This is a genomic window from Amorphus sp. MBR-141, assembly GCF_053628695.1.
The window spans coordinates 13,928-38,527 of the sequence record NZ_JBRJGW010000003.1; the positions used below are offsets into that span (position 1 = coordinate 13,928).

A 24,600-nucleotide genomic window follows, 5' to 3' on the forward strand; every position below is an offset into this window, starting at 1 on the left:
TAACGGAAAGGGATTTCGTCCCGATGGAAAAGGTACCGATGACCCCGGAAGGCTACGCTGCGCTCGAAGTCGAGCTGAAGCGTCGGACCTCCGTGGAGCGCCCGCGAATCATTCAGGCAATATCCGAGGCGCGCGCCCATGGTGACCTTTCGGAGAATGCCGAGTACCACGCGGCCAAAGAGGCGCAGAGCCACAACGAGGGCCGGGTTCTCGAGATCGAGGACCAGATGTCGCGCGCCGAGGTGATCGACGTTGCCAAGCTGTCCGGCGATTCCGTCAAGTTCGGCGCGACGGTGACGCTCGTCGACGAGGACACCGACGAAGAGAAGACCTACAAGATCGTCGGCGACGTCGAGGCCGACGCCAAGGCGGGCAAGGTGTCGATCTCGTCGCCGATCGCCCGCGCGCTGATCGGCAAGACCGTGGGTGATACCGTCGAAGTCGCCGCTCCCGGCGGTGCGCGCTCCTACGAGATCATCAAGGTGATCTTCCTCGCCTGATGTGATCCTCACGTCGCATGTTTCCAAACGGCGGGCCTTGGCCCGCCGTTTTTCGTTTGTGCCAGACCTGGTGCCGCTCAAAGTGCTGGAACTGCCGGGATTCCGTCTTTTCGACCGGGCGATCGAACAAAACGCCGCGTTCTCAGTTCAGGGATCGTGGGAATGGGGCGCTGAAGGTCCTTCGCCGAAGCCACGGCCGCGCAGGCCGTGGGGATGGGTCGACGGATGGAAACAAGAACCCAAGGGAGTTGTTCGATGATCCGAGTTATCGCCACCGCCGGCCTCGCGGCCGCCCTCTTCGCCGGACCCGCCCTGGCCCAGTCCGGCCCGCAGATGCAGCAGATCCGGTCGGCCTGCAACAGCGACATCGCCACCCTGTGTGGTGACGCGAAGTCAAACGACGACAGCGTGTCCGCCTGCCTGCGGGAGCGCGTCGGCCAGGTGTCTGCGGCGTGCAAGGAAGCGGTCCAGTCGGTGAGCGATCAGAGCAAAGGCCACGACTGACCGCCTGCACCCTACGGGTTGCGCGACCACACATTGGTGTTCGTGCTGCCCAACATTGGGTTTGCATCGCGCGCGGAGCGCGCTCAGGGTAGACGACGGCGCCGGAACCACCGGCGCCGTTTTTCTGTTCCGTGCCGGCTCGGAAGGCCGGCCGATGTGTGGGAGGTCTCAGATGATCAGAACCGTTTTGGCCGCAGGCCTTGTCACCTGCTTCACTGCCGGTGCCGTCTTCGCCCAGTCAGGTCCGGAATTCGAGGACATGCGCGCCGCGTGCCGCGAGGACATCCAGCGCCTGTGCAGCAATGTCGAGCCGATCGAGGCGGCCGAGTGCCTTCAGCAGAACATCGATCAGGTCTCGGAAGGCTGCAAGACGACCGTGAAGGACGTCCGCGAGGAAGACCAGAACCACGACTGAGCGGCGGGCCTCGGCTGGGGCGGGCGACCCCGGGGCGGGAGGCTTGCGCGCAACCCCACATAGGGTTTGCATTCGGGCAGGCTCGCCCTCAGTGTAGAAAATGGCGCCGGGCCAGCCGGCGCCGTTTTCACGTCTGGCCGGGCCCCGGGGGGCAGGTCGCAGTCTCGGGAGGCTTCGGATGATCAGAACCGTTTTGGCCGCAGGCCTCGTCACCTGCTTCATGGCTGGCGCCGCCTTCGCGCAATCCGGTCCGGAAGTGCAGGAAGCGCGCGCCGCCTGCCGCGAAGACGCCGAGCGCCTGTGCAGCAATGTGCCGCCGATCGAGGTCCAGCTGTGCCTGGAGCAGAACGTCGACCAGGTGTCGGAGCGCTGCAAGGCCACCATCGGCGACATCGCCACGGAAAACGAAAACCACGACTGACCACTGCGCGCGCGGCAGCCATCCGCCCGTGCGCGGATGGCCGAACGTCCTGGGGCCGGCGCCGTGCGCCCGGCCCCTGTTCCTCAGGCCGTTCTTCAGGCAATGAGCTCGTAGGCGGGCAGCGTCAGGAACGGCACCAGGTCGTCGGCAGTGGACAGCGTCCGGAACAGCTCGATCGCCTCGGGGAAGCGGCCCGCATCGTAGGCCTCTGCGCCGATCTCGGCCCGCACCCCTGCCATCTCCTCGTCGAGCAGCTTGGCGAACAGCGGTGCGGTGACCGTCTGGCCGTCGTCGAGCTGGGCACCAAACGTCAGCCACTGCCAGATCTGCGATCGTGAGATCTCCGCCGTCGCAGCGTCCTCCATCAGATTGTAGAGCGGCACGGCCCCTTTGCCGCGAAGCCACGCCTCGATGTACTGGACGCCGACGCGGATGTTGTCGCGCAGGCCAGCCTCGGTCTTGTTGCCGGGATGGACCTCCAGCAGTTCGCGCTGTCCGACCATGACGTCGTCGCGCTGGCGTCCGATCTGGTTCGGCTCGGGCATCAGGCGGTCGAACACCTCCATCGCCACCGGCACGAGATCCGGGTGCGCGACCCAGGTGCCGTCATGGCCGTCGCCGGCCTCGCGCTCCTTGTCCGCACGCACCTTGGCCAGCGCCGCCTCGTTCGCCTCCGGATCGCGGCGGTTCGGGATCTGCGCGGCCATGCCGCCCATCGCGAACGCGCCGCGCTTGTGGCAGGTCTTGATCAGCAGCAGCGAATAGGCGCGCAGGAAAGCCTTGCCCATCACCACCTGGCTGCGATCCGGCAGGACGTAGCCCTGGTTCCGGCGGAGCGTCTTGATGAACGAGAAGATGTAGTCCCAGCGGCCGGCGTTGCAGCCGACGATGTGATCGCGCAGCTCGTACAGGATCTCGTCCATCTCGAACGCCGCCGGCAGCGTCTCGATCAGCACCGTCACCTTGATGGTGCCGACCGGGATGTCGAGGGCGTTCTGGGCGTGCACGAAGACGTCGTTCCAGAGCCGGGCTTCCTTGTGGCTCTCCAGCTTCGGCAGATAGAAATACGGCCCCGTTCCCCGGGCGATCATCGTCTTGGCATTGTGGAAGACGTAGAGGCCGAAATCGACCAGCGCGCCGGACATCGGGCGGCCGTCGACCTCGATGTGGACCTCCGGCAGGTGCCAGCCGCGCGGCCGCACCAACAGCACCGCCGGGTTGGGGCCGATGGCGTAGCGCTTGCCGCTGGTCTCGTCGGTGAAGTCGATCCGGTCGGCCCAGCGGTCGATCATGTTGATCTGGCCCTCGATCGCGTTCGCCCAGGTCGGCGACGTCGCGTCCTCGAAGTCGGCCATGAACACCTTTGCGCCGGAGTTCAGCGCATTGATGACCATCTTGCGGTCGACCGGCCCGGTGATCTCCACCCGCCGATCCCTGAGATCGTCCGGAATGCTGGTGATCCGCCAGGCGCCGTCTCGGATCTCCCTGGTCTCGGGCAGGAAGTCCGGCAGCGTGCCCGCATCGAATTCGCGCTGGCGCACGGCCCGCGCCTCCAGAAGATCGCGGCGGGTGTGGTCGAAGCTGCGGTGAAGGTCGGCCAGGAAGGCCAGCGCTTCCGGCGTCAGCACTTCCTCGAAGCGCGGGCCGAGCGACCCGGTCACCACGACATTGTCCGGCGCGTCGACTGCGGCGGTGTTGCTCTCGGCCATGTCCTCTCCTCCGTCGGGCGTCTTCCTTTGCGACCCGTGCTACCACGCCTGAATGGCAGGAGGCAGAGAAGATTATTGCCGGAGAGGAGAAGCTGTTTGCTTGTTGGCGAACGAGCCGGTGTTCGCACTGGCGCCGCTCCGCACCAGCGCAACCGAGCGCGCCAGGGGAAGGGCGGTCGGCGGCGGCTCGGAAAAGCGGATATCGGCGCGGGGGATGAGAACGTCCGCCGACGGCCGGGCAAACAGGAATCCCTGGAACAGGTTGACGCCGAGCGCACGCAGCGCTCCCACCTCGCGCTGGGATTCCACTCCTTCCGCGATGACGTCGATCGACAGGTCCCGTGCTGCCTGCAGGATCGCCCGGGTGATCGCGGCCCGCGCCGGGCTTTCGTCTACGTCGCGCACCAACGGCATGGCGATCTTGATGAAGTCCGGCTGGAAATCGGCAAGCAGGCCCAGCCCCGCATAGCCGACCCCGAAATCGTCGATCGCCGTCTTCAGGCCACGCCGGCGGTAGTCCGCGAACAGCCGGGAAATCTTGATCGGATCCTCCACCGGCTCGGCTTCGGTGACCTCAACGATGAGCTGCTGCGCGCCGATGTTGGCGATGGCTGCGGCACTGAGGGTGTGGCCAACCGTGTTGTCGACGCTGCTCAGCGCGCTCGGGAGGAAATTGATCGAGAGATAGTGGTTGGGATTGATGTGAAGACGCCGCGCCGTTTCGATCGCCGCCATATGGCAGGCCATCTCGAACGCGACGCGGTTGGCCGGCGTTACATGGGAGAGCACCTCTCCCGCCCCTTCGCCGCCGGCACCGCGCACCAGCGCCTCGTAGCCAAACACTTCCCTTGTCGAGAAGTCGATGATCGGCTGGAATGCCATGATCAAATTGGGGCCCGACCAGCAGTCGCTGTCGATTTCTTTTGATAGCATGTGCCGTACTCGCCTGGTTGGATCCTCTCCTCAGACCGGAGCAAACGCCATAACTGGAGATTGTTCCACAATCAGACTGCACGCAAAAGCAATTATATTTTATCGCGCGCCGCAAGCGGCAACGACACTTCGCCGAGCATGCAACCCTCGCATCCACCGGCTCGAGATTGCTTCCGCGGCTGGCGAGCGCAGGCGAGAGTAGTGGAGGATTGCATGGCTTGGGACATGCATCTGCGGCCGCAGGCCGAGGGCCTTGCGGTTGCGGCCGCAGGCCTTTTCATCGACCCCGTCCGTCCGGTCGAAACCGCCATCATCACCCATGGCCACGCAGACCACGCCCGCGCCGGCCACGGCACCGTTTACGCCACGCCGGAGACGCTCGCGGTGATGGCGGCCCGCTACGGCGAGGCGTTCGCCGAGGATCCCCGCCCGCTGCCCTATGGCGACACCGTCGCGCTCGGCCCGTACCGCTTCAGCCTGCATCCCGCCGGCCACGTCATCGGCTCCGCCCAGGTGCTGATCGAGACGGTCGACGGACGTGCCGTCGTCTCCGGCGACTACAAGCGCCAGGACGACCCCACCTGCGCGCCCTTCGTACCCGTCGGGTGCGACCTGTTCGTCACCGAGGCGACCTTCGCGCTGCCGGTGTTCCGTCATCCCGACGCCGGCGGCGAGATCGCCAGGCTGCTCGCCTCCCTGAACCTGTTCCCCGAGCGCGCCCACCTCGTCGGCGCCTATTCCCTCGGCAAGGCCCAGCGGGTGATCGCGCTGCTGCGCGCGGCCGGCCATCACCGAACCATCTATCTGCACGGCGCAATGGAAAAGCTCTGCGCCCTCTACGAGTCCCTTGGCGTTCCGCTCGGGGATCTCGCGCCGGTGAAGGACGTGGACCGCGCAGCACTCGGCGGCGAGATCGTGCTGTGTCCGCCGGGGGCGCTTGCCGACCTGTGGTCGCGCCGCTTCGGCGACCCGGTGACCGCCTTCGCCTCGGGCTGGATGCGGGTTCGGGCCCGGGCCCGCCAGCGCGGCGTCGAGCTGCCGCTGGTCATCTCCGACCATGGCGATTGGGAGGATCTCTGCACCACCATCGTGGAGACGGGCGCCAGCGAGGTGTGGGTCACCCACGGCCAGGAGGACGCGCTCGTCCACTGGTGCGAGACCCGCCAGATCCGGGCCAGGCCGCTCCGCCTCGTCGGCTACGGCGAGGAGGACGAGGCGGCCGCCTGAGCTGGAGGGAAACGAGGAAGGCAGGGACCAGTCCCGCAGCGGCATCGCGCTTCGGGATGCGCCGATCGGTCACGTCCAGTCGCGATCCCGGGGCCCGCCGGGGCGCAGGCCGAGGGCCGCCAGCGCCACCATCAGCCAGCCGAGCAGGAAGGCGAGGCCGCCCACCGGCGTCACCATCACCAGCGCACGGCTGCCGGTGATGCCGAGATAATACAGGCTGCCGGAAAACAGGATCGAGCCGGCGAAGAACAGCCCGCCCGCGGCCGTGATCCGCCACGACGCCCGGTGGGCGGCGAGCAGCCCGACCGCGACCAGCGCGAGGGAATGGACGATATGGTAGTGCGCGCCGGTCTGGAAGATCGCCAGGTCCGCCTCGGGAACGCTTCCCCTCAGCCCGTGCGCGGCGAACGCGCCGAGCGCCACGGCGACGAAGGCGTTGAGGGCGCCGATGACGATCCAGGTGCGCATGGGGCAATCCTCGCTGTCTGCGGCCGCCGGCCATGTGCGGCACCGGCGCCCACCCTTGCCCAATGGGCAGGCCCCTGCCAAGGCGGCGCGCCGTCGCGGTGTCACTTGTCGCCGACGCCCCGATCTGAAAAGACAGGTCGCTCTGCCAGACTGGCCTCGCGCACGACCGCGGACCGCACCGGCCCCACTCGATGAAAGCCTGCCATGACCGCCGACAGCGCCGCCAAGTTCGATCCGACCCGCACCGCGGAATACGAACGCCAGAGCCGCATCGGGCTGGCGGGATACGACGCCTGCCACGAGCTGTCGTCCTGCATGCTGGCGGCCACGCTGGGAGCCGGCTCTCGCGCCCGGATCCTGGTCGCCGGCGGCGGCGGAACCGGCAGCGAAGTGCTGGCGGCCGGCCGCCTCGAACCGGACTGGACGTTCGTGGTCGTCGATCCGTCGGCGCCGATGCTCGACCTGGCCGAGGGGCGCATCGCCGGGGCCGGCCTGTCCGACCGGACCGAAGCGGTGCTCGGGGCCGTTGCGGACCTGCCAGCCGGCCGCACGTTCGACGCCGCCACCCTGATCGGCGTGCTGCATCACCTGCCCGGCGACGCCGCCAAGGCGGCGATCCTGCGGGACATTGCCGATCGCCTCACGCCCGGCGCGCCGCTGATCCTCGCCGGTAACTGCCGGGCGTACGCCGCCGAACCGCTGCTGATGGCCGCGTGGGGCAACCGCTGGCGCCTGACCGGCGCGTCCGAGGACGAGATCGCGGTCAAGCTCGGCAAGATCCTGCAGGGAGCGGATCCACCGGCCTCGGACGAGGCCGTGGAAGCACTGCTGGCGGATGCCGGATTCGGCACCCCGAAGCGGTTCTTCGCCAGCCTGTTCTGGGGCGCCTGGATCTGCACGCGTCTCTGAGACAGGCCGGACGAGAAGAGGGCCATGTCACCCTGCCCGCTTCCCGCCCATGTCGGCGCGTCATCCCGGTCATCCCCGCTGTCGCCTCCGCCTCGAAGGCCGCCGGGTGATCCGAAGATCGATCCCATGCGTTAGGATCAGGTCATGCAGGCCTTCGCCCACCTCCTCGACCGCCTCTCCTACGAGCCGCGCCGCCTCGGCAAGCTGCGGCTGATGGAGGCCTATTTCCGGGCCGCGCCGGATCCCGAGCGCGGCTTCGCGCTGGCGGCCCTCACCGGTGCCCTCAGCTTTCGCCACGCCAAGGCCGGCCTCATCCGCGCGCTCCTTGCCGAACGGACCGACCCGGTGCTGTTCGCGCTCTCCTACGACTATGTCGGCGACCTGTCGGAGACGGCGGCACTGATGTGGCCGGCCCGCCCCGCCCCCGACGGCGGCCACCCCGCCCCGCCGGCACTGTCGGACGTCGTCGCCGCGCTCACGACGCTGTCGAAGGCCGACCTCCCCGGCCAGCTTGCCCGCTGGCTCGACGGCCTCGACGAGATCGGTCGCTGGGCGCTCCTGAAGCTGATCACCGGCGGCCTGCGCGTCGGCGTCTCCGCCCGCCTTGCCAAGACCGCCGTGGCCGGGCTCGGCGGCGTCGAACCCAACCAGGTCGAGGAGGTCTGGCATGGCCTCGCCGCCCCCTACGAACCGCTCTTCGCCTGGCTGGAAGGCCGTGCCCCACCGCCAGAATTCGACGATCCCGCCCCCTTCCGGCCCGCCATGCTCTCCCACCCGATCGAACAGGCCGATTTCGCCGGCCTCGACCCGGCAGCCTTCATGGTCGAGTGGAAGTGGGACGGCATCCGCGTCCAGGCGGCATCCGGGCTCGACGCCGACGGACGGCGGGTCGCCCGGCTGTTTTCGCGGACCGGCGAGGACATTTCCCCCGCCTTCCCGGATCTCCTCGAGGCGCTCGACTTCGACGGCGCGGTGGACGGCGAACTGCTGATCGTGCGCGAAGGTGCGGTCGAGCCGTTCAACGTGCTCCAGCAGCGCCTCAACCGGAAGGCCGTGACGCCGAAGATGCAGGCGCAGTTCCCGCCCCGCATCCGCCTCTACGATCTGCTGACGCTGGACGGCGAGGACCTGCGGCCGCTCCCCTTCGCCGAGCGCCGCAGGCGTCTGGAGGCGTTCGTGGCCGCCCGGCCCGATCCGCGCATCGACCTGTCGCCGCTGGTTCCCTTCCGCCTCTGGGAGGACGTCGCCGCCGCCCGCGCCGATCCGGCCGGAGCGGGGGCGGGCGCCGATGCGGATGCGGTGGAGGGCGTGATGATCAAGCGCGCCGACAGTCCCTACGTGCCCGGCCGACCGAAGGGCCTGTGGTTCAAGTGGAAGCGCGATCCGTTCACCGTGGACGCGGTGCTGATGTACGCCCAGCGCGGACACGGCAAGCGCTCGTCGTTCTATTCCGACTACACGTTCGGGGTCTGGCGCCAGAGCGAAGAGGGCGGCGAGGAGCTGGTGCCGGTCGGCAAGGCCTATTTCGGTTTCACCGACGCGGAGCTGAAGAAGATCGACGCCTTCGTGCGCAAGAACACGCTAAACCGCTTCGGTCCGGTGCGCGAGGTCGTCCACGACGCCACCGACGGGCTGGTGCTGGAAATCGCCTTCGAGGGCCTCAACCGGTCGCCCCGCCACAAGTCCGGCGTCGCCATGCGCTTTCCCCGCGTCGCCCGCCTGCGCTGGGACAAGCCGCCGGGCGAGGCCGACCGCATCGAGACGCTGGAGGCCCTGCTGCCGAAGGGTTGAGGAGAATTTGGCCGGTGCTTCGCACCCGACCCGGTACAGCCTCCCCGGATCGATCCCCCCAGCGCGCGACCGTGCGTCGCCCGGTCAGGGCGCGCCCGCGCAGCCGGTGAGCGAAGCGAACTCGGCGCGAGGGACCCTACAAAGTCGCCGCCGCCTCCAGCGTGCCCTTGTCCTCGATGCAGTAATAGCCGGAGATGCGGCTGATGGTGCCGACGCGCTTCCAGTCGTTGAGGACGCGGCTGACGTTCTCGCGCGCGCCGCCGGCCATCGAGGCGATGTCGGACTGGCTGATCTTGTAGTGGATGAGCAGGCGGTCGCTGTCCACCGGCCGGCCGAAGCTCGCCGCCAACTGCAGCAGCGTCTGGGCGACGCGCCCCGGCAGCGGCAGGAACGAGCGCGCCGCCAGTGCGTCGTTGGACTGGCGCAGCCGCTGGCCGACGATCTGCAGCATGTGGCGATAGACGGCGGGATTGTCGTCGGCAAAGCGCTCGAAGGCGGAGCGCTCGACGAAGGCGAGCCGGGCCTGCTTGACGGCGATCACCGTCGCCGAGCGCGGCCGGCCGTCGAAGATCGACAGCTCTCCGACCATCGCGCCCACGCCCAGCATGGCGAGCAGCTGTTCCGACCCGGAGCACGAGGTCACGCACACCTTCAGCGATCCGTCGAGGACCGCGTAGAAGCCGTTGCCCGGGTCGCCGGCGCGAAACAGCGTCCGGCCCGGGTCGAGCTTCACCGTGCGCGCCACCGCGGCCAGGCCGGAGGCGAGGCCGGGATCGAGCCCCTCGAGCGAAAAGGAATGATCCAGGATCGTCTTGGCGATCGCCGCCTTCGCTTCGGTCATCTTGCGTCTCCACCCGGGTCGACCCGATGGCCACAGGCCGGAGGCAAGATTAGCACAGCTCGCCGCCATGTCGCATGACAGGGTGCGCTGCCGGTCAGGCGGCCGTCGCACCGCCCCCCGGCTGGCGCGGTGTCTTCACCAGCGCCACGCAGGCGAGCGCCGCCAGCGTCAGCAGGGCGATGAGGCCCCAGGCCTCGTCGATGGCCCAGGTGAGGGCGGCCTTTTCCACCAGCGGAGCCAGCATCGCCGCCGTCTCCGAGTCCGGCACAGCGCCGGCCTGCGCCTGGAAGAGATTCAGCGGAATGCCGACGAACGTCGCCATCTGCGCGTCGCCGGCGGCAAGCGCGTCCTGGATCGCCTCGGCGTGCACCGGCGCCCGCTCGTAGATGACCGTGTCGATCAGCGCCAGGCCGATGGCGCCGCCGAGGTTGCGCATCAGATTGAACAGCCCGCTCGCGTCGGGCACGCGCGCCGCATCGAGATGCCCCAGCGCCAGCCGGGTCGGCGGCAGCAGGCAGAACATGATGGCCAGCCCCCGCACCGCCTGCGGCCAGAACATGCCGTCGAAATCGGTGGCCGGGGTGTCGAACGCGCTCATGCCCAGGCCGGCCGCGAAGGCGGCGAAGCCGAGCGCCGTCAGCAGACGCGGATCGAAGCGCGGCTCCAGCGCGACCGCGATCGGCGCCATGATCAGCTGCGCGACGCCGGTGACCAGCATGATCCGCCCGATCTCCAGCGCATCGTGCTCGCGCACGAAGGCCAGGAACACCGGCATCAGATAGACCGAGCCGAACAGGCCGATGCCCAGGACGAAGGAGAGCACGCAGCCGATCGCAAAGTTCCTGTCGGAGAAATTGCGCAGCTCGACCACCGGATGGCGCGCGCCGAGGGTCCGGCGCACGAACCCGGCGGCGCATGCCAGCGACAGCGCCAGCAGGGCGATCACCAGCCCGGACATCCAGCCGCGCTGCGGCGCCTCCTTCAGGCCGATCTCCAACGCGGCGAGGGCTACGGCCATCATAACCAGCGACGCCACGTCGAGCCGCCGCACCTCGGAGAGACGGGCCTCGTCGCGCGGCAGCAGCCACACCGCCGTCGCCGCACAGACGATGCCGGGGACGACGTTGATTAGAAACAGCCAGTGCCAGGAGTACGTCGAGGTGATCCAGCCGCCGACCACCGGGCCGACGGTGGGGGCGAGCACGGCCAGCACGCCGGCAATCGTCGTCGCCAGCCCCTGGCGGCGTTCGGGAAACAGCAGGAAGACGGCGGAGAAGACGGCCGGGATCAGCGTGCCCCCGGAAAAGCCCTGAAGGATCCGCCAGCCGATCAGCTCGGGGAAGCTGCCGCTGGCGGCGCAGCCGGCCGAGGCGAGCGTGAACACGCTGACCGCCGCGACGAACAGCCAGCGCATGGTCAGCACTCGGGTGAGCAGGCCGGTGAGGGGGATCGCGATGATCTCGGCGATCAGGTAGGCGGTCTGCACCCAGCTCATCTGGTCGGGCGCGATCTGAAGCGCTGCCTGGATGGTGGGCAGCGACGTGGCGACGACCTGGATGTCCAGGATCGCCATGAACATGCCCACGCACATGGCGCAGAAGCCGATCCAGACCGTCATCCCCGCCCGCGCCTGCATCGCCGCCTTCAGCCTTTCGGCGCCGCGCCGATGCCGGCCAGCGCCCGGTTCTCCGCGCGGATCCGGACCGCCAGGACGGCGGCATTGGCGAGCGAGAAACCCAGTGCATACCACGGCAATCCCAGACAGAGCGGCAGCACCGCGATCTCGCCGACCACCACCGCATAGTTCGGGTGCGCCATCAGCCGGTACGGCCCGCGCCGCACCAGCGTCTCGCCGGGCACCACGATGATGCGGGTTGTCCAGCGGGCGCCCAGCGTCGCCAGCACCCAGACGCGCAGCCCCTGCAGCACCAGGAAAACCGCCAGCCAGCCGAGCGCCACGGGCGCCGCCCACCCCAGCGCCCACAGGCCGGCGAGCCATGCGGCGTGGAGCAGCACGATCAGCCTGTAGTGGGCGGCGGCATGCTCGACGCCGCCGGACGCCAGAAGCGCCGCCGTGTTGCGGCGAGCGAGCCACAGCTCCGCCAGCCGTTCCGCCGTCACCAGCGCCAGGAGGAGAACCGCCCAGGTCACGCGGCGCGCTTCAGCGACAGGCAGCTCGCCGTGAAGCCGGGGCCGAGCGCCGTCAGCACGGTGCGGTCCGGGAGGCCCGCCCGGATGACGCGGTCGAGCACGAACAGCACGGTCGGCGCGGACATGTTGCCATGGTCGGCGAGCACCGCCCGCTCGTGATCCAGCGCGCCCTCGCCCGTCTGCAGTGCGTGCTCCAGCGCCGCGATCACCTTGGTGCCGCCGGGATGACAGACGAAGCGGTCGACGTCGCCGAGGGTCAGCTCGGCCCGGCCGAGGATTTCGGCCACCGCGCGGCCCAGATGCTCCTCGGCGAAGGGCGGAATGGCGCGGTCGAAGATCACCCCAAAGCCTTGCGGATCGATGCTCCAACCCATGATGTCCAGGGTGTCGGGCCAGGTCTTCTGGCCGGACGCCTCCACCTCGGCGATGCCCGCCCCGCCGGCGCGCAGCACGCACGCCGCCGCCCCGTCGCCGAACAGCGCGGTGGCGACGATGTTGGCCTTGGTCAGCTGGTCGAGGCGGAACGCCAGCGAACACAGCTCGATGGTGATCATCAGCACGACGCTGCCCGGCCGGGACTCCGCCAGGCGCGCCGCGATCGACAGGCCCGACACGCCGCCGGCGCAGCCGAGCCCGAACACCGGCACGCGTTCCACGTCGTCGCGGAAGCCCAGCCGTCCGGCAACCCGCGCCTCCAGGCTCGGGGTCGCGATGCCGGTCGAGCAGACGGTGACGATGGTGTCGACGTCGCCGGCGGCAAGACCCGCCTGGTCGAGCGCTCCGGTGGCCGCTTCGACGAACAGATCGCCTGCCACCTCCAGGAACGCCTCGGTCCGTTCCGGCCAGCCCAGCGCCCCGAAATACCAGTCGAGAGGGCGGGCGACGTGACGCTGCCTGATGCCGGAATTGGCGAACACCTTCGCCAGCCGCTCGAAGGCATCGAAACGCGGGCCGAACGCGGCGCGCGCGGCGGCCTCGGCCTCTCCCTGGTCCAGGATGTTGGCGGGCATCGCCGTCGACAGGGCAACCAGCTGGGCGGACATCGGCGGCGGAACTCGCTCACGGTAGAAGGGCGCACGCGGTGCCCGGAACGGGGTGGCAAGGCTGGTGTATCCGTTCAGATCGAACCGATCTGATCGATCAGGTGTGACCACCCGATCGGAAAAGGCGCTAGATCACGTCTTATGGTAGCGCAGCGCGCGATGCGGGGGGAAATGCGCGTCCGCTCGGCCCGGTTCCGCCGCGGAACACGCATCGAGCCGACCGCCGTCCCCAAACGCTGAACAATCCGTCACCCCATCGGGCGGGTCTCAGACCGGTTTCGCCCGTTCTATACAGGCCATCGGACCCCACCTTGGGGAAGAACGACAACAGCCGCCATCATCCGGCGGGATGGCCGGCAGGAACCGCGGCCGCAGTTGCAGCATAGGAGCAGGACATGTCTCCCGTTATCGGCCTCCATCACATCACGGCCATTTCCGCGTCGGCCCAGGGGAACGTCGACTTTTTCGGCAAGCTCCTGGGACTGCGCCTCGTCAAAAAGACGGTGAACTTCGACGATCCGGGAACCTATCATCTTTATTTCGCCGACCGCGTCGGAACGCCCGGCTCGGTGCTGACCTTCTTCCCGTGGGCCGGCGTGCCGAAGGGCATCGCCGGCACCGGCGAGACCGGGCTCACCCACTTCGCCGTCGCCCCCGGCACCCTCGGCTTCTGGCGCGAGCGCCTGCAGGCCGCCGGCGTCGCGCCAGTGGTCGACGAAACGGTCTTCGGGGCGCCGCGCATCGTCTCCGCCGATCCGGACGGCTTCGCCTTCGCGCTGGTCGAGGCGGCGGGCGACGACCGGCCGGGATACGCGACCAACGGCATCGACCAGGCGTCCTCCATCAAGGGCTTCCGTGGCGTCACGCTGACGCTTGCCGACGGCGCCGCGACGCGTGACCTGTTGACCGGGCTGATGGGCTACCGGGAAGAGGGTCGCGAGGGCGCGCTCACCCGGCTGGTCAGCCCGGCGGCGGCCGGCGTGGTCGACATCCTGGAGGCACCGGAACGCCGTCACGCGACCCAGGGCGCGGGCCGCATTCATCACATCGCCTTCCGCGTACCCGACCGCGCCGCCCAGGCGGCGATCCGCGAGACCCTCACCAAGGAGGGTTTCCAGGTGACCCCGCAGATCGACCGGTCCTATTTCTACGCGATCTACTTCCGCTCCCCCGGCGGGGTGCTCTTCGAGATCGCCACCGACGAGCCGGGCTTTGCCACCGACGAGGACGTCGAGCACCTGGGCGAGGCCCTGCGCCTGCCCCGGCAGCACGAGCACCTGCGCTCGGTGCTTGAACAGAAGCTGCCGCCGCTGGCGGTCTGACGCCGCCATACCCGTTCCGGCCGGCGCTACTTGCCCGGCCGGAACCTCATCCCGCTCCGCTCGGGCAGGCCCGATCCGACCGGCACATGTGCGAGGCAAGACATGGCAGACATCTACGACACGGTGCAGATCGCAGGGAATCCGGACGATCCGCGCACCCTCGTCCTCCTGCACGGCACCGGCGGCGACGCGCGCAGCTTCGCCGGCATCGCCCGGGCGGTGGCCCCCGGCGCCCACGCGGTCTCCTTGCAGGGCGACGTGCTGGAACACGGCATGCCGCGTTTCTTCCGCCGGTTGCGCGAAGGCGTCTACGACATGGACGACCTCGCCCGGGCGGTGACGAAGCTTGCCGCCGCCGGACCCGAAGCGATCGAGGCGGCCGGCCGCGACCCGGCACAGGCCGTCTATCTCGGCTTTTCCAACGGCGCCAACCTGATCGCCGCGACGTTGCTCGCCCATCCCGAGGCGGTCGGCCGCGCGGTGCTCATGCACCCGCTCATCCCGTTCGAGATCTCCGAAGAGGTCGACCTAGCGGGCGTCGAGATCCTCGTCACGGCGGGCCGGCAGGATCCGATCGCGCCCTGGGCCCTGACCGAGCGGCTGGTCGAAGGCCTCCGCCGCGCCGGCGCCGACGTGCAGCTTGCGGCCACCCCCGGCGGCCACGATGTCGACGACGCCGAGATCACCGCGATCCGCGGCTGGCTCGATCGCCTGCGCGACTGAGAACCGGCGGGCGGGCGGGTCAGGCCGTCCTTGCGCCGGCCGGCGCATGCCGCGCGACGGGGACGGCAGCAACGGCAAGGCCGGCGAAGACGCCAACCGCCGGTGCCGCCCCCGCCGCGTCGAGGAGCGCACCGAAGAGCGGGGCTCCGGCCGTCTGGCCGACCGCGATGGCAAGGAACGCCACCGTTACCCCGGTCGCCGGCCGATCCGGCACCGCACGCGTCCCCCAGACCAGAAAGAGGCCGGTCAGCATCACGTAGGCGACGCCCGCGAGCAGCCCTCCGGCCAGCACGAGGGACGCCGTCGTGGTCGGCCATCCGACCAGGACTGTCCCCAAAGCGAGAACCGCGAGAGCCATGCAGGTGGCGGCGGCGAGCCCGATCTGCCGCGCCAGCGCTCCCGCCGACGCACCGGCAATGCCGGCAATGCCGATGGCGACCCAGAGGCTCCCGACCTGCTGGCTCGACCAGCCGAGATTGCGCGATGCCAGGTCGCCGCCGAAGGTCCACACCGCCGTGCTGGCCGCTCCCGTCAGCAGACAGGCTGCAACGAGCCGGCCAAGGTCCGCGCTCCAGGCCGGGACATGCGGCCGCGCGAAGCTCTGCCCGCCGGCCCGCGCCGGAACGCTCATCCAGATGGAGAACGTGACCAGCGCCGCGGCCAGCGCGAAGAGCGCATAGCAGCCGCGCCAGCTGCCGCCCAGAAAGAGCGCTGCCGGTCCGGACAGCGCGAGCCCCGCACTGGTTCCCGCATTGATGATGGTGTTGACGGAGTCCCGCAGCCCGGACGGGAGCGCCGTGGCGACGGCGGCGGCCAGCGGCGGCGACGCGAGGCCGGTGCTCGAGCCGGCGAGCAGCACGGCGGCCGCGAGGACCGCCGCGTTCGGTGCCGCCGCGATGAGAGCAAGGCCGACGGTCGCGACTGCCCCGGCGGCGGTGGCGACGGGTCGGGGTCCCCACCGCTCGGTCAGCCAGGCGGAAAGGACGATGGCGAGGCAGTAGCCGAGGAACGATCCGCCGGCGATGACGCCACCGACCGTCGCGGACATGCTCAGGTCGTCGCGGATGGCGGGGAGGAAGAGGCCGAAGGCGAAGCGCGCCAGCCCGTAGGTGACGGCGATCAGCGCAAACCCCGCAGCGCCCAAGCGGGCGGAAGCGCTCATGCGGAGCGCGCCTGCGCCATCAGCGTGGCAGCTGCCTCCCGTGCCGCCTCGACCGCCCGTCGCCCGCGGTAGACGGCCGCCGCCGTCGCCCCTTCGTAGAGCACGGCGATCTGCTCGGCGAGGAGCGCGTTCTCGCCCGCTTCCGCCGCAACCAGCCGGTCGACGAGGGCGTGCAATGCCTGCTTGTGGCCGTCCACGGCCGCCAGCACCGCCGTGTCGGCGATGCCGCCCTCGCCCCGGGCGCGCAGGAACAGGCAGCCTCTCGGCCCTTCCGTGTCGACCCAGACCGCCAGGGCGGCGAACAGCCCGTCGACGCTCTCCGCCACCAGATCGCTCTCGAAGCGGGCGTGGCGGCGCGCCAGAACGGCGGCCACGAGCCCCTGTTTGCTGCCGAAGTGCTTGTAGAGCGTGCGCGTCGACACGCCGGCGGCGGACGTCAGGAGGTCCATGCCGGACGCGGCAAAGCCCGTCTCGTCGAAGACCCGCTCGCTGGCGGCCGTGATCTTGGTGCGCATATCCATGGGCGGAATGTAAAACGATCGTTTTACACAACGCAACCCCGGCGGTGCGGGCGCGGCAGCGTCCACCCGCGCTCACGGATTTGTCAGTGACGCCGCGCCGGTGCGTTCCCATATCGACTGACGGCCCGCCATCATGCGGCGGGAATCGAGAGGGACATCCGATGACACCGACCGAACGCGACCTTCTGGACCGGCTTTTCGACCGCATCGACGCCGCGTCCGACGGCCCCCGCGACGGCGAGGCCGAGGCGCTGATCCGCCAGCGGGTGACCGCCAATCCGGGCGCCCCCTATCGCATGGCCCAGACCATCGCGGTCCAGGACGAGGCGTTGAAGCGCGCCGAGGAACGGATCCGGCTGCTTGAAGGAACGGAGACGGCGCAGGGGCCCTCCGCGCGGTCCGGTTTCCAGCCGGGCGGACTGGCGGGCGAGGCCGCAGCCGCCTCCGGCCGCCGCTCGAGCGTGCCGTCTGCCGGTGCACGGCCGGCCGGCTTCGGCGGCGGCGGCTTTCTGGCCGGCGCCGGCCAGGTGGCGCTCGGCATCGTCGGCGGCAGCCTGTTGATGGAGGGCATCCGCGGCCTGATGGGCGACGACGGCGCCGCCCAGGCGGCCACGACGGACCCCACCGCCACCGACCCGGCCGCCGATCCGGCCTCGGATGCCGGCGCGGATCAGGCCGACGCTTCCGGCGGCGCAGCTTCGGACTCCGGAGATTCGGGCGGCTGGGACAGCGCCGGCATGGACGGCGGCGACGGCGGCGGCTCGTTCCTGGACGGCCTGTTCGACGAGTGGTGAGCTCCCCTCGGTTCCCGAGCGCACGACCGTGCGCCGAAAGCTGCCTGCCGGAGGCCGAGGGCGAAGCGCGCGCGGCGTGGCCGGCAAGGACAGGGTGAGCGCACGCGAAAAAGGGCCGGCGTAGCCGACCCTTCCTCAATCTCGCCGTTCCGTGCGGTCGGTCGCGTCAGCCCGAGCAGGTCCCGGTCAGATCGCGTTGGTCTGACCGGAAAGGGCTCTAGCGGCTGACGATCACCTTGGTGCCGACCGGCACGCGCTCGTAGAGCTCGATCACGTCTTCGTTGCGCATGCGGATGCAGCCCGACGACACCGCCTGGCCGATGGTCCAGGGGGCGTTGGAACCGTGGATCCGGTAGAGGGTGGAGCCCAGATACATGGCGCGGGCGCCGAGCGGATTGTTCGGCCCGCCTTCCATGTGCGCCGGCAGGTCAGGCTGGCGCTTGCGCATCTGCGGCGGCGGGGTCCAGCCCGGCCATTCCGCCTTGCGGGTCACCTTGTGGGCGCCGGCCCACTCGAAGCCGGGCCGACCGACGCCGACGCCGTAGCGGCGGGCCTTGTTGCCGGGCTCGACCAGGTAGAGGAAGCGATCTTCGGTGTCGATCACGATCGTGCCCGGGCCGTAGGGGCCGGTGTAGTCGATGGTGGTCGGCATGAATTTCGGATCGAGCTTGTAGGAGGCCCCGGCGGTACCGGCCGCAAGGGCCGCCACTTCCGTCTGCCGCGCCTGGCGCCGTTCTTCCGGCGTCAGCCCGCGCTCGGCTTCGGCGCGCTCGTTCAGATACTTGAGCCAGTCGGAGCGGTCATTGCCCTGAAACGTCAGGGCGGAGGCCTGACCCGTCAGGGCGAGCCCGATGGCCATCGGAAGTGCAAATTTCACGAAGGTTTTGCAAAGGTTCATGTGTCGACGCCCACTCGCATCCGGTCGAAGTCTTGCTTGGGGCAGGCAACGCGCCGAATCTGCGTAGGTTCCCCGCATCCGGCGCTTTTATGGCTGAAAAGTGACCACCACTAAAGCCCGCATGGCCCGGTTTTTCGCGATTCGGGTAAACATGAGGTGATCATGCAACAACTTCGCTGCCGCATATGTGGCGGCGACGATCAGCGTGCCGCCGCATTCGGCGAAATCAGCTTGCGGCTGCGCAGGACGCCGCCGAGCCGGCCGCGCGCCGTCTGGATCACCGCCGGCAGGACGGGCAGCACCTCGTCCACCGTCATGCCGTTCTTCACCCGCCGGTCGTAGAGCATCGACAGGATGAACCAGTCGAACACGCTGAACCCCTGGACGTCGGAGTTGTCGTTGTAGATCGAGTGCGACAGCTTCACGTCGTCGTTCACCGGCCCCAGGCTCTGGGTGATCTCCTCGATCATGCAGTGGCGGAAGCGCCGCCGGCCCTCGTTGGCGACGATGTAGACGAACGCCCGCTCCAGCCCCCTGCCCTGGCGCCCCCCGGTCACCGCCGAACAGTCGTTGGAGCGCAGGAAGCTGCTGTCGAAGTTGTCCGGCAGGGTGTCGCGGATGGTCTTGCGATAATAGGCCCGGTCGACCAGGAACACCGTCATGTTCGCCTGGTCTTCCTGCGAGACCGCCCGGATCGACAGGCCGCTGACGGTCTGGTTCAGGATCCTGAGGAACTCGACGACCTGGCGCGATTCGTTGCGCTCGGCCTTGTTGTCGATGAACACCTTCACCGGTCCGGCGTATTTCTTGACGGTGGTGTAGGAGGACGGATCCTGGTTGCCGCGCATCACCTCCGCCCCGAACACCGTGCCCAGGAAGCCGCGGATCAGCTCCGCGTCGGAAAACGCGTTGACGACGCGCTTGATGGTCAGCGGTTCGCCCGCGTCCTGGGCCCGCGCCGGCACGGCCGGCAGGAGGGCAAGGAGCGCGACGACGACATACACACAGGCCCGCATGGCGCCCCTCTGAAACTGCTCGTCCCGGCGAAACGAGGAAGGGCGTGCCGGCCTGCCGCCCGCCCCCGCTTTCAACCGGGAGCGATCGCGCTCCATGGCGTCGGGCCGATCTCGCCCGAAGCCATCGCGATCTGGCCGGTCTGCCCACGATGGCAAGCAACCTAGAGCGTTTTCCGGTCATGGGAAATCACCTGATCGAGGCGAATTGGTCCGCACTCCGAGGGGCGCCGGTTCGCTGAGGCGGATTTCCGCCAGGGCCGGGGCCCTGCGAAGCTCCGGGGATCGCCGTGCCGCGCGGCGCTTTGCCGCCGTGCCCATCTTCCCGCGACCCAAGGTGAGTGCTATCTGAACGCTCATGAGCGAATCCACATTAGCGACCCAGGCCAGCCAGGCCTCCGTGGGTGCCGAGCCGATCTCGGACATCCGCAATTTCTCGATCGTGGCCCATATCGACCACGGCAAGTCGACGCTTGCCGACCGCCTGATCCAGGCGACCGGCACGGTGACCGAACGGGATATGAAGGAGCAGATGCTCGACTCGATGGACATCGAGCGCGAGCGCGGCATCACGATCAAGGCGCAGACGGTCCGGCTGATCTACACGGCCAAGGACGGCAAGACCTACAAGCTGAACCTGATCGACACGCCCGGCCACGTCGACTTCGCCTACGAGGTGAACCGGTCGCTGGCGGCGTGCGAGGGCTCGCTGCTGGTGGTCGACGCGAGCCAGGGCGTCGAGGCCCAGACGCTCGCAAACGTCTATCAGGCGATCGAGAACAACCACGAGATCGTCCCGGTCCTCAACAAGATCGACCTGCCGGCCGCCGAGCCGGAGCGCATCAAGGCGCAGATCGAGGACGTGATCGGCCTTGACGCCTCCAACGCCGTGGAGATTTCCGCCAAGACCGGCTTCGGCATCGAGAACGTGCTGGAGGCGATCGTCACCCGGCTGCCGCCGCCGATCGGCGAGGAGAAGGCCCGGCTGAAGGCGCTGCTCGTCGATTCGTGGTACGACACCTATCTCGGCGTCATCGTCCTCGTGCGCGTCATCGACGGCCGGCTGAAGAAGGGCCAGCGCATCCGCATGATGCGCACCGGCGCCCAGTACGACATCGACAAGGTCGGCGTGTTCACACCGAAGCTCCTGGAGACCGAGTCCCTCGGCCCCGGCGAGATCGGCTTCGTGATGGGCGCCATCAAGGAAGTCGCGGACACCCAGGTCGGCGATACCATCACCGACGCCGCCAAGCCCGCGTCCGAACCGCTGGCCGGTTTCCGCCCGTCGATCCCGGTCGTCTTCTGCGGGCTGTTCCCCGTCGACGCCGCCGACTTCGAGGACCTGCGCACCGCCATGGGCAAGCTGCGTCTCAACGACGCCAGCTTCTCCTACGAGATGGAAACGTCCGCGGCACTCGGCTTCGGCTTCCGCTGCGGCTTCCTCGGGTTGCTGCACCTGGAGATCATCCAGGAGCGGCTGTCGCGCGAGTTCAATCTGGAGCTGATCGCGACCGCGCCCTCGGTGGTCTACAAGCTCGGTCTCACCGACGGATCGGAGCTCGAGCTTCACAATCCGGCCGACATGCCCGATCCGGTGAAGATCACCGAGATCCAGGAGCCGTGGATCCGCGCCACCATCATGACCCCCGACGACTATCTGGGGAACATCCTGAAGCTCTGCCAGGAGCGGCGCGGCGTTCAGGTCGATCTCAACTATGTCGGCAGCCGTGCCATGGCGACCTACGACCTGCCGCTCAACGAGGTGGTGTTCGACTTCTACGACCGGCTGAAGTCGGTCTCGAAGGGCTACGCCTCCTTCGACTATTCCATCACCGGCTACCAGCCGGGCGACCTGGTGAAGATGCAGGTGCTGGTCAATGCAGAGCCCGTCGACGCGCTGTCGATGCTGGTCCACCGCTCGCAAGCCGAACGCCGGGGCCGGGCCATGTGCGAGAAGCTCAAGGAGCTAATCCCCCAGCACATGTTCCAGATCCCGATCCAGGCGGCGATCGGCGGGCGCGTCATCGCCCGCGAGACGATCCGCGCGCTCCGCAAGGACGTGACGGCCAAGTGCTACGGCGGCGACGCCTCACGCAAGCGCAAGCTGCTGGACAAGCAGAAGGAAGGCAAGAAGCGCATGCGCCAGTTCGGCAAGGTCGAGATCCCCCAGGACGCCTTCATCGCCGCGCTGAAGGTGGACACCTAGGCCCTCCGCCGCGGCCTCTGACTGATCCGTCGTTCATTCTCGTGGTCGCGCGCAATCGCGCGATCGCATCGTTGCGCGGCGCCTGGCGCCGCAAGGGCGGCACGGCGCCCCTGACGGGCCGCGTTCGCGCCTCGACGGGCGCATCAGCCGTTCGCTCGCATGGCCTGGACAGGCTTGAGGGCGGGCCCTCTCCCAGCGACGTCCCCTCCGACGCACACCCTTTCCTGCAGTCTCCGAGTGCGTATTTGGGGCGATGCAAATCCTGGTCGCGCCGGAGCTTTCACGAGGCTTTCAAGTCGTGGATTGCCATCGAAAACCGGATTGAAAACAGGCGAGCAACGCAGTTCAATCCACGTCGACGGCAATGGGGGAATCCGACTTCGATGCATCGACGTGAGTTTGCGCGCAGCGGTAAGCGGGCGGCGCTGGCGCTGCTTGCCTGCGTCTGGGGAACAGGCACGGCTCAGGCGCAATCGGTCTGGGATCCGGTGATCAGCAACACCTACTGGTACGTCACCGTGCCACTGATGCTGGCCTATGCCGCACCGAGCACCAGCTTCGCCAATCCGATCCCGATCGGCGACCAGACACTGTGGGCGCTCGGCGCCTCGGTCGGCGGCAGCTTCACCGGCCTGAGCACCGGCACACTGAAGATCGGCCCGGTCATCTCCGTGTCCGAGCTGAACATCCAGGGAACCGTGACCCCCGATGGGCAGGTGACCATGGTGTTCACCCCGACCACCGGCGGCCCGCCCACCATCGGCATCGGCGTGATGCAGCCGGTGGGCGGCGTCACCACCATGGAAATGCAGATGATCACCGGCACTGACCTGCTGGTGAGTCATTGGGCCTACATGGTGCCCTACGATCCGGCGACCTTCACGCCGCCGGCGCCGCGCGCGGTGCCCAGCAACCTCTCCCCGCAGTGGGCCTGGTCGGAGGGGACGCCCTGGCGGATCACCAGCCCCGCCGCCTTCGGCACCACCAAGCCCGGCACCTTCATCATCACCGGCTACAAGAGCGGCTATTTCTGGGGCGAGGGCCTGCGCCCGGACGGAACGCGGTTCACCCTTCTGGGCTCCATCACGCCGGAGGGCCGCGTGCTCTTCAACACCATCACCGACGGCACGCTCGCCAGCCTCTACGGCGGCATCGAGGGCGACGCCTCCACGGCGCAAATGCTGCTCGGCGCCTACACGCAATCGGCGCTGTTCACCGGCGACCTCACCTACGTCAACGTCGTGCGGCCCTATCAGGAGACGGCACAGGACACCGGCACCGTTTCCGCCGTTGGCGCGGCCGAGGTGCTCTACGAGGTCGCGGGAACGACCAACGGCCTGTTCGGGGCGATGGCGCCGGTCACCAGCGTGCTGAACGATCTCTCCGGCACCGACCTGTCCGCCGCCCTGAGCCAGACCGTGCCGGTGCTCTCCGGCGCTGCCGCCCAGGCCACCGCGAACACCCAGCGCATGCTGGGGCAGGTCATCGCCAACCGGCTGGCGGATGCCGACGCCGCGCTCGGACGGAACGTCTGGATGCAGCCGCTGGGCGGTGCCGGCCAGCAGACCGCCGTCGACGGCGTGCCCGGCTACACGATGAGCGGCGGCGGGTTCGCCATGGGCGCCGACGGGGCGCTCGGCTCCGGAACCCGGCTGGGCGGGCTGTTCGCCATCACCGCCACCTCGATCGACTCCAGCATCGATGCGGACACGGCGAGCGTCGCCAACGGGTCTGCCGATCTCCAGTCCTACGTGCTGGGCCTCTACGGCGCGCAGGAGCTGGCGCCGGGCCTCGATCTCAGCTTCTCCGTCAGCGGCGGGCTCGTCGACACCTCCACCACGCGCTGGATCTCCTTCATGGGCAGCGTGGCCGAGGCCAGCTACCAGAGCGTCGTCCTCGACGCCAGCGCGGGGCTGCACAAGACCATTCCGGTGAACGAGGCGCTGACCCTCACGCCGGGCGTCCGGCTGGATTACCTGGCCGTGAGTTCGGGCGACTACGACGAGCACGGCGCCGGGCCCCTCGACCTCGGAGTCGATTCCCACAGCTACCAGGAACTGTTCGTCAGCGCCGAGCTGGCGCTGCGCCATCGCCTGACCGGAAACCTCGACCTGACGGCGCGCGGCACGGCCGGATACAACACGCTGGACACGGCAAGCGAGGTGACGGCGCGCTTTGCCGGCGGCGGCGATCCCTTCGTCACCAGCGGACCGGACGTCTCGCGCTGGCTGTTCACCGGCGGCATCGGGCTCGCGTCGCAGGCGACGGCGTCCTTCACCCTCGGGGTGAACTATGACGTCCAGGCGAGCCCCTCCGGCTACCTCAACCAGATCGGGTCGCTGCGGCTGACGTTTGAGCTTTAGGGCGGGAGCGGATCGGGTGGTGCGCGAACCGGCTTGCCCGCACCGCACGGTCGAGAATGTCCCGTTCGGATCGGAGCGCTCGGAACGGAGGTTCGGGGGCGGTCAGGGTTCGGGAGACGCCGGACCGGAGCCGTTTCCCAAACCGCCTTTTGCCAGAGCATGTCCCGTTCAGATCGAAGCGATCCGAACGAAGAGGACGTGGGCAAGGGGTTGAATCTGCAGCCATTTCTTGTCGATCAGATGGTTCGACCGGATCGACAAGGCTCCAGCTGGCCAGGATACGTCGGCTTGCCTGCAGAGCGGCGATACGCCCGTTCGTGCGCGCCACCTCTCCCTGCATGGCGGCGAGAAGGTCGGGGCACCGATCGACCGGCTTCTCGGCGGCGCCACAAAGGGCCGAGACAGGGAGTGAGAGACAGAGAGGGACAGACGAGCCGTCTCCAGGCATCCCGCGAACGCGCAAATGCGCGGCTGAGCCTGTGCGCGGCTGGGTCTGCCGGGGCCGGATGGAACCTTCGCGGACCGCTCCGACCGGCTTTCGGTCCGCACGTGCGGAATCGGGACGGCTGCATGCCAGCCGCCGCCGCCCAAACCGGAACGCGCACACTCCAGAACGCGCGCACTCCGGACCCTGCGCACTCCCTGCGGACCGCACGGTGGCCTGAAAGCTCGATCTGCCGAAGCCG

At 69.0% G+C, this 24,600-nt stretch carries 23 protein-coding genes; 12 read left to right on the forward strand and 11 right to left on the reverse strand.

Features of this window, described 5'->3' with window-relative positions; all coding sequences use genetic code 11:
• Positions 1–23: 23 nt before the first annotated feature.
• The 4 genes from greA to ACSSVZ_RS05015 all read left to right on the forward strand — a co-directional run bounded on the left by greA (position 24) and on the right by ACSSVZ_RS05015 (position 1,840).
• Positions 24–500, forward strand: a complete 477-nt coding sequence (gene greA / locus ACSSVZ_RS05000; protein ID WP_453968677.1) for a transcription elongation factor GreA — start codon at positions 24–26, stop codon at positions 498–500.
• Positions 501–755: 255 nt separating this feature from the next.
• Positions 756–1,004 (forward strand): hypothetical protein, encoded by a 249-nt coding sequence (locus ACSSVZ_RS05005; RefSeq protein ID WP_453959995.1) that lies wholly within the window; start codon positions 756–758, stop codon positions 1,002–1,004.
• Positions 1,005–1,176: 172 nt separating this feature from the next.
• Positions 1,177–1,419, forward strand: coding sequence for a hypothetical protein (locus ACSSVZ_RS05010; RefSeq protein ID WP_453968678.1), 243 nt, complete (start codon positions 1,177–1,179; stop codon positions 1,417–1,419).
• Positions 1,420–1,597: 178 nt separating this feature from the next.
• Positions 1,598–1,840 carry a hypothetical protein gene (locus ACSSVZ_RS05015; protein WP_453968679.1) on the forward strand — a complete coding sequence of 81 codons (243 nt, stop codon included), beginning with the start codon at positions 1,598–1,600 and terminating at the stop codon, positions 1,838–1,840.
• 95 nt (positions 1,841–1,935) lie between these two features.
• Here ACSSVZ_RS05015 and aceB read toward each other — a convergent pair whose 3' ends face one another.
• On the reverse strand, positions 1,936–3,549 hold the full coding sequence (aceB, locus tag ACSSVZ_RS05020) for a malate synthase A (protein ID WP_453968680.1): 1,614 nt from the start codon (positions 3,547–3,549) through the stop codon (positions 1,936–1,938).
• Between the two features lie 72 nt (positions 3,550–3,621).
• Positions 3,622–4,482 carry an EAL domain-containing protein gene (locus ACSSVZ_RS05025; protein WP_453968681.1) on the reverse strand — a complete coding sequence of 287 codons (861 nt, stop codon included), beginning with the start codon at positions 4,480–4,482 and terminating at the stop codon, positions 3,622–3,624.
• 213 nt (positions 4,483–4,695) lie between these two features.
• On the opposite strand from ACSSVZ_RS05025, the gene ACSSVZ_RS05030 reads away from it, so the two are divergent.
• Entirely contained in the window at positions 4,696–5,709 is a 1,014-nt protein-coding gene (locus ACSSVZ_RS05030) for a ligase-associated DNA damage response exonuclease (protein WP_453968682.1), read from the forward strand.
• 69 nt (positions 5,710–5,778) lie between these two features.
• Here the strand turns inward: ACSSVZ_RS05030 and ACSSVZ_RS05035 are convergent, their stop codons facing one another.
• Positions 5,779–6,177: a DUF423 domain-containing protein gene (locus tag ACSSVZ_RS05035; protein WP_453968684.1), complete on the reverse strand. Its 399-nt coding sequence runs from the start codon at positions 6,175–6,177 to the stop codon at positions 5,779–5,781.
• Between the two features lie 204 nt (positions 6,178–6,381).
• Here ACSSVZ_RS05035 and ACSSVZ_RS05040 point away from each other — a divergent pair, with 204 nt between their 5' ends.
• Both ACSSVZ_RS05040 and ACSSVZ_RS05045 read left to right on the forward strand, forming a co-directional pair.
• Positions 6,382–7,086 carry an SAM-dependent methyltransferase gene (locus tag ACSSVZ_RS05040; RefSeq protein ID WP_453968686.1) on the forward strand — a complete coding sequence of 235 codons (705 nt, stop codon included), beginning with the start codon at positions 6,382–6,384 and terminating at the stop codon, positions 7,084–7,086.
• A 144-nt stretch (positions 7,087–7,230) separates the two neighbouring features.
• Positions 7,231–8,877 (forward strand): cisplatin damage response ATP-dependent DNA ligase, encoded by a 1,647-nt coding sequence (locus tag ACSSVZ_RS05045; protein ID WP_453968688.1) that lies wholly within the window; start codon positions 7,231–7,233, stop codon positions 8,875–8,877.
• 136 nt (positions 8,878–9,013) lie between these two features.
• On the opposite strand, the gene ACSSVZ_RS05050 is transcribed toward ACSSVZ_RS05045, so the two are convergent.
• The 4 genes from ACSSVZ_RS05050 to ACSSVZ_RS05065 form a co-directional block, all read right to left on the reverse strand.
• The gene (locus tag ACSSVZ_RS05050) at positions 9,014–9,718 is read right to left on the reverse strand and encodes a Crp/Fnr family transcriptional regulator (protein ID WP_453968690.1); all 705 of its coding nucleotides are present in this window, start codon (positions 9,716–9,718) and stop codon (positions 9,014–9,016) included.
• 94 nt (positions 9,719–9,812) lie between these two features.
• Positions 9,813–11,336 carry a DHA2 family efflux MFS transporter permease subunit gene (locus ACSSVZ_RS05055; protein ID WP_453968691.1) on the reverse strand — a complete coding sequence of 508 codons (1,524 nt, stop codon included), beginning with the start codon at positions 11,334–11,336 and terminating at the stop codon, positions 9,813–9,815.
• A gap of 26 nt (positions 11,337–11,362) precedes the next feature.
• Positions 11,363–11,869 carry an isoprenylcysteine carboxyl methyltransferase family protein gene (locus ACSSVZ_RS05060; protein ID WP_453968692.1) on the reverse strand — a complete coding sequence of 169 codons (507 nt, stop codon included), beginning with the start codon at positions 11,867–11,869 and terminating at the stop codon, positions 11,363–11,365.
• Positions 11,866–12,912: a type III polyketide synthase gene (locus tag ACSSVZ_RS05065; RefSeq protein ID WP_453968693.1), complete on the reverse strand. Its 1,047-nt coding sequence runs from the start codon at positions 12,910–12,912 to the stop codon at positions 11,866–11,868. The genes ACSSVZ_RS05060 and ACSSVZ_RS05065 overlap by 4 nt, the downstream gene beginning before the upstream one ends.
• Positions 12,913–13,307: 395 nt before the next feature.
• Between ACSSVZ_RS05065 and ACSSVZ_RS05070 the strand changes: the two genes are divergently transcribed.
• Positions 13,308–14,234, forward strand: coding sequence for a ring-cleaving dioxygenase (locus ACSSVZ_RS05070; RefSeq protein ID WP_453968694.1), 927 nt, complete (start codon positions 13,308–13,310; stop codon positions 14,232–14,234).
• A 102-nt stretch (positions 14,235–14,336) separates the two neighbouring features.
• A complete protein-coding gene (locus ACSSVZ_RS05075; RefSeq protein WP_453968695.1) occupies positions 14,337–14,957 on the forward strand; it encodes an alpha/beta hydrolase in 621 nt (206 codons plus the stop codon).
• Between the two features lie 19 nt (positions 14,958–14,976).
• Here the strand turns inward: ACSSVZ_RS05075 and ACSSVZ_RS05080 are convergent, their stop codons facing one another.
• Positions 14,977–16,119, reverse strand: a complete 1,143-nt coding sequence (locus ACSSVZ_RS05080; protein ID WP_453968696.1) for an MFS transporter — start codon at positions 16,117–16,119, stop codon at positions 14,977–14,979.
• Positions 16,116–16,640: a TetR/AcrR family transcriptional regulator gene (locus tag ACSSVZ_RS05085; protein ID WP_453968697.1), complete on the reverse strand. Its 525-nt coding sequence runs from the start codon at positions 16,638–16,640 to the stop codon at positions 16,116–16,118. Before ACSSVZ_RS05085 ends, ACSSVZ_RS05080 begins: the two co-directional genes overlap by 4 nt.
• A gap of 161 nt (positions 16,641–16,801) precedes the next feature.
• Between ACSSVZ_RS05085 and ACSSVZ_RS05090 the strand changes: the two genes are divergently transcribed.
• On the forward strand, positions 16,802–17,434 hold the full coding sequence (locus tag ACSSVZ_RS05090; protein ID WP_453968698.1) for a DUF2076 domain-containing protein: 633 nt from the start codon (positions 16,802–16,804) through the stop codon (positions 17,432–17,434).
• Between the two features lie 217 nt (positions 17,435–17,651).
• Here the strand turns inward: ACSSVZ_RS05090 and ACSSVZ_RS05095 are convergent, their stop codons facing one another.
• Together ACSSVZ_RS05095 and ACSSVZ_RS05100 are read right to left on the reverse strand one after the other, a co-directional pair.
• A complete protein-coding gene (locus tag ACSSVZ_RS05095; protein ID WP_453968699.1) occupies positions 17,652–18,311 on the reverse strand; it encodes a L,D-transpeptidase in 660 nt (219 codons plus the stop codon).
• Between the two features lie 221 nt (positions 18,312–18,532).
• Entirely contained in the window at positions 18,533–19,348 is an 816-nt protein-coding gene (locus ACSSVZ_RS05100) for a DUF2927 domain-containing protein (protein ID WP_453968701.1), read from the reverse strand.
• A gap of 397 nt (positions 19,349–19,745) precedes the next feature.
• Between ACSSVZ_RS05100 and lepA the strand changes: the two genes are divergently transcribed.
• The gene (lepA, locus tag ACSSVZ_RS05105; protein WP_453968981.1) at positions 19,746–21,551 is read left to right on the forward strand and encodes a translation elongation factor 4; all 1,806 of its coding nucleotides are present in this window, start codon (positions 19,746–19,748) and stop codon (positions 21,549–21,551) included.
• Positions 21,552–21,934: 383 nt separating this feature from the next.
• A complete protein-coding gene (locus tag ACSSVZ_RS05110; RefSeq protein WP_453968702.1) occupies positions 21,935–23,914 on the forward strand; it encodes an autotransporter outer membrane beta-barrel domain-containing protein in 1,980 nt (659 codons plus the stop codon).
• The last annotated feature ends 686 nt before the right edge of the window (positions 23,915–24,600 follow it).

Excerpts from the sequence above, each read along its gene's own strand:
- ACSSVZ_RS05025 (WP_453968681.1), bottom strand. The coding sequence starts at position 4,482 with ATGCTATCAAAAGAAATCGACAGCGACTGCTGGTCGGGCCCCAATTTG.
- ACSSVZ_RS05010 (WP_453968678.1), top strand. The coding sequence starts at position 1,177 with ATGATCAGAACCGTTTTGGCCGCAGGCCTTGTCACCTGCTTCACTGCC.
- ACSSVZ_RS05110 (WP_453968702.1), top strand. The coding sequence starts at position 21,935 with ATGCATCGACGTGAGTTTGCGCGCAGCGGTAAGCGGGCGGCGCTGGCG.
- ACSSVZ_RS05040 (WP_453968686.1), top strand. The coding sequence starts at position 6,382 with ATGACCGCCGACAGCGCCGCCAAGTTCGATCCGACCCGCACCGCGGAA.
- ACSSVZ_RS05030 (WP_453968682.1), top strand. The coding sequence starts at position 4,696 with ATGGCTTGGGACATGCATCTGCGGCCGCAGGCCGAGGGCCTTGCGGTT.
- ACSSVZ_RS05080 (WP_453968696.1), bottom strand. The coding sequence starts at position 16,119 with ATGAGCGCTTCCGCCCGCTTGGGCGCTGCGGGGTTTGCGCTGATCGCC.
- greA (WP_453968677.1), top strand. The coding sequence starts at position 24 with ATGGAAAAGGTACCGATGACCCCGGAAGGCTACGCTGCGCTCGAAGTC.
- ACSSVZ_RS05075 (WP_453968695.1), top strand. The coding sequence starts at position 14,337 with ATGGCAGACATCTACGACACGGTGCAGATCGCAGGGAATCCGGACGAT.
- ACSSVZ_RS05070 (WP_453968694.1), top strand. The coding sequence starts at position 13,308 with ATGTCTCCCGTTATCGGCCTCCATCACATCACGGCCATTTCCGCGTCG.
- ACSSVZ_RS05100 (WP_453968701.1), bottom strand. The coding sequence starts at position 19,348 with ATGCGGGCCTGTGTGTATGTCGTCGTCGCGCTCCTTGCCCTCCTGCCG.
- ACSSVZ_RS05035 (WP_453968684.1), bottom strand. The coding sequence starts at position 6,177 with ATGCGCACCTGGATCGTCATCGGCGCCCTCAACGCCTTCGTCGCCGTG.
- ACSSVZ_RS05065 (WP_453968693.1), bottom strand. The coding sequence starts at position 12,912 with ATGTCCGCCCAGCTGGTTGCCCTGTCGACGGCGATGCCCGCCAACATC.
- ACSSVZ_RS05015 (WP_453968679.1), top strand. The coding sequence starts at position 1,598 with ATGATCAGAACCGTTTTGGCCGCAGGCCTCGTCACCTGCTTCATGGCT.
- ACSSVZ_RS05090 (WP_453968698.1), top strand. The coding sequence starts at position 16,802 with ATGACACCGACCGAACGCGACCTTCTGGACCGGCTTTTCGACCGCATC.
- ACSSVZ_RS05045 (WP_453968688.1), top strand. The coding sequence starts at position 7,231 with ATGCAGGCCTTCGCCCACCTCCTCGACCGCCTCTCCTACGAGCCGCGC.
- ACSSVZ_RS05055 (WP_453968691.1), bottom strand. The coding sequence starts at position 11,336 with ATGACGGTCTGGATCGGCTTCTGCGCCATGTGCGTGGGCATGTTCATG.
- aceB (WP_453968680.1), bottom strand. The coding sequence starts at position 3,549 with ATGGCCGAGAGCAACACCGCCGCAGTCGACGCGCCGGACAATGTCGTG.
- ACSSVZ_RS05005 (WP_453959995.1), top strand. The coding sequence starts at position 756 with ATGATCCGAGTTATCGCCACCGCCGGCCTCGCGGCCGCCCTCTTCGCC.
- ACSSVZ_RS05085 (WP_453968697.1), bottom strand. The coding sequence starts at position 16,640 with ATGGATATGCGCACCAAGATCACGGCCGCCAGCGAGCGGGTCTTCGAC.
- ACSSVZ_RS05050 (WP_453968690.1), bottom strand. The coding sequence starts at position 9,718 with ATGACCGAAGCGAAGGCGGCGATCGCCAAGACGATCCTGGATCATTCC.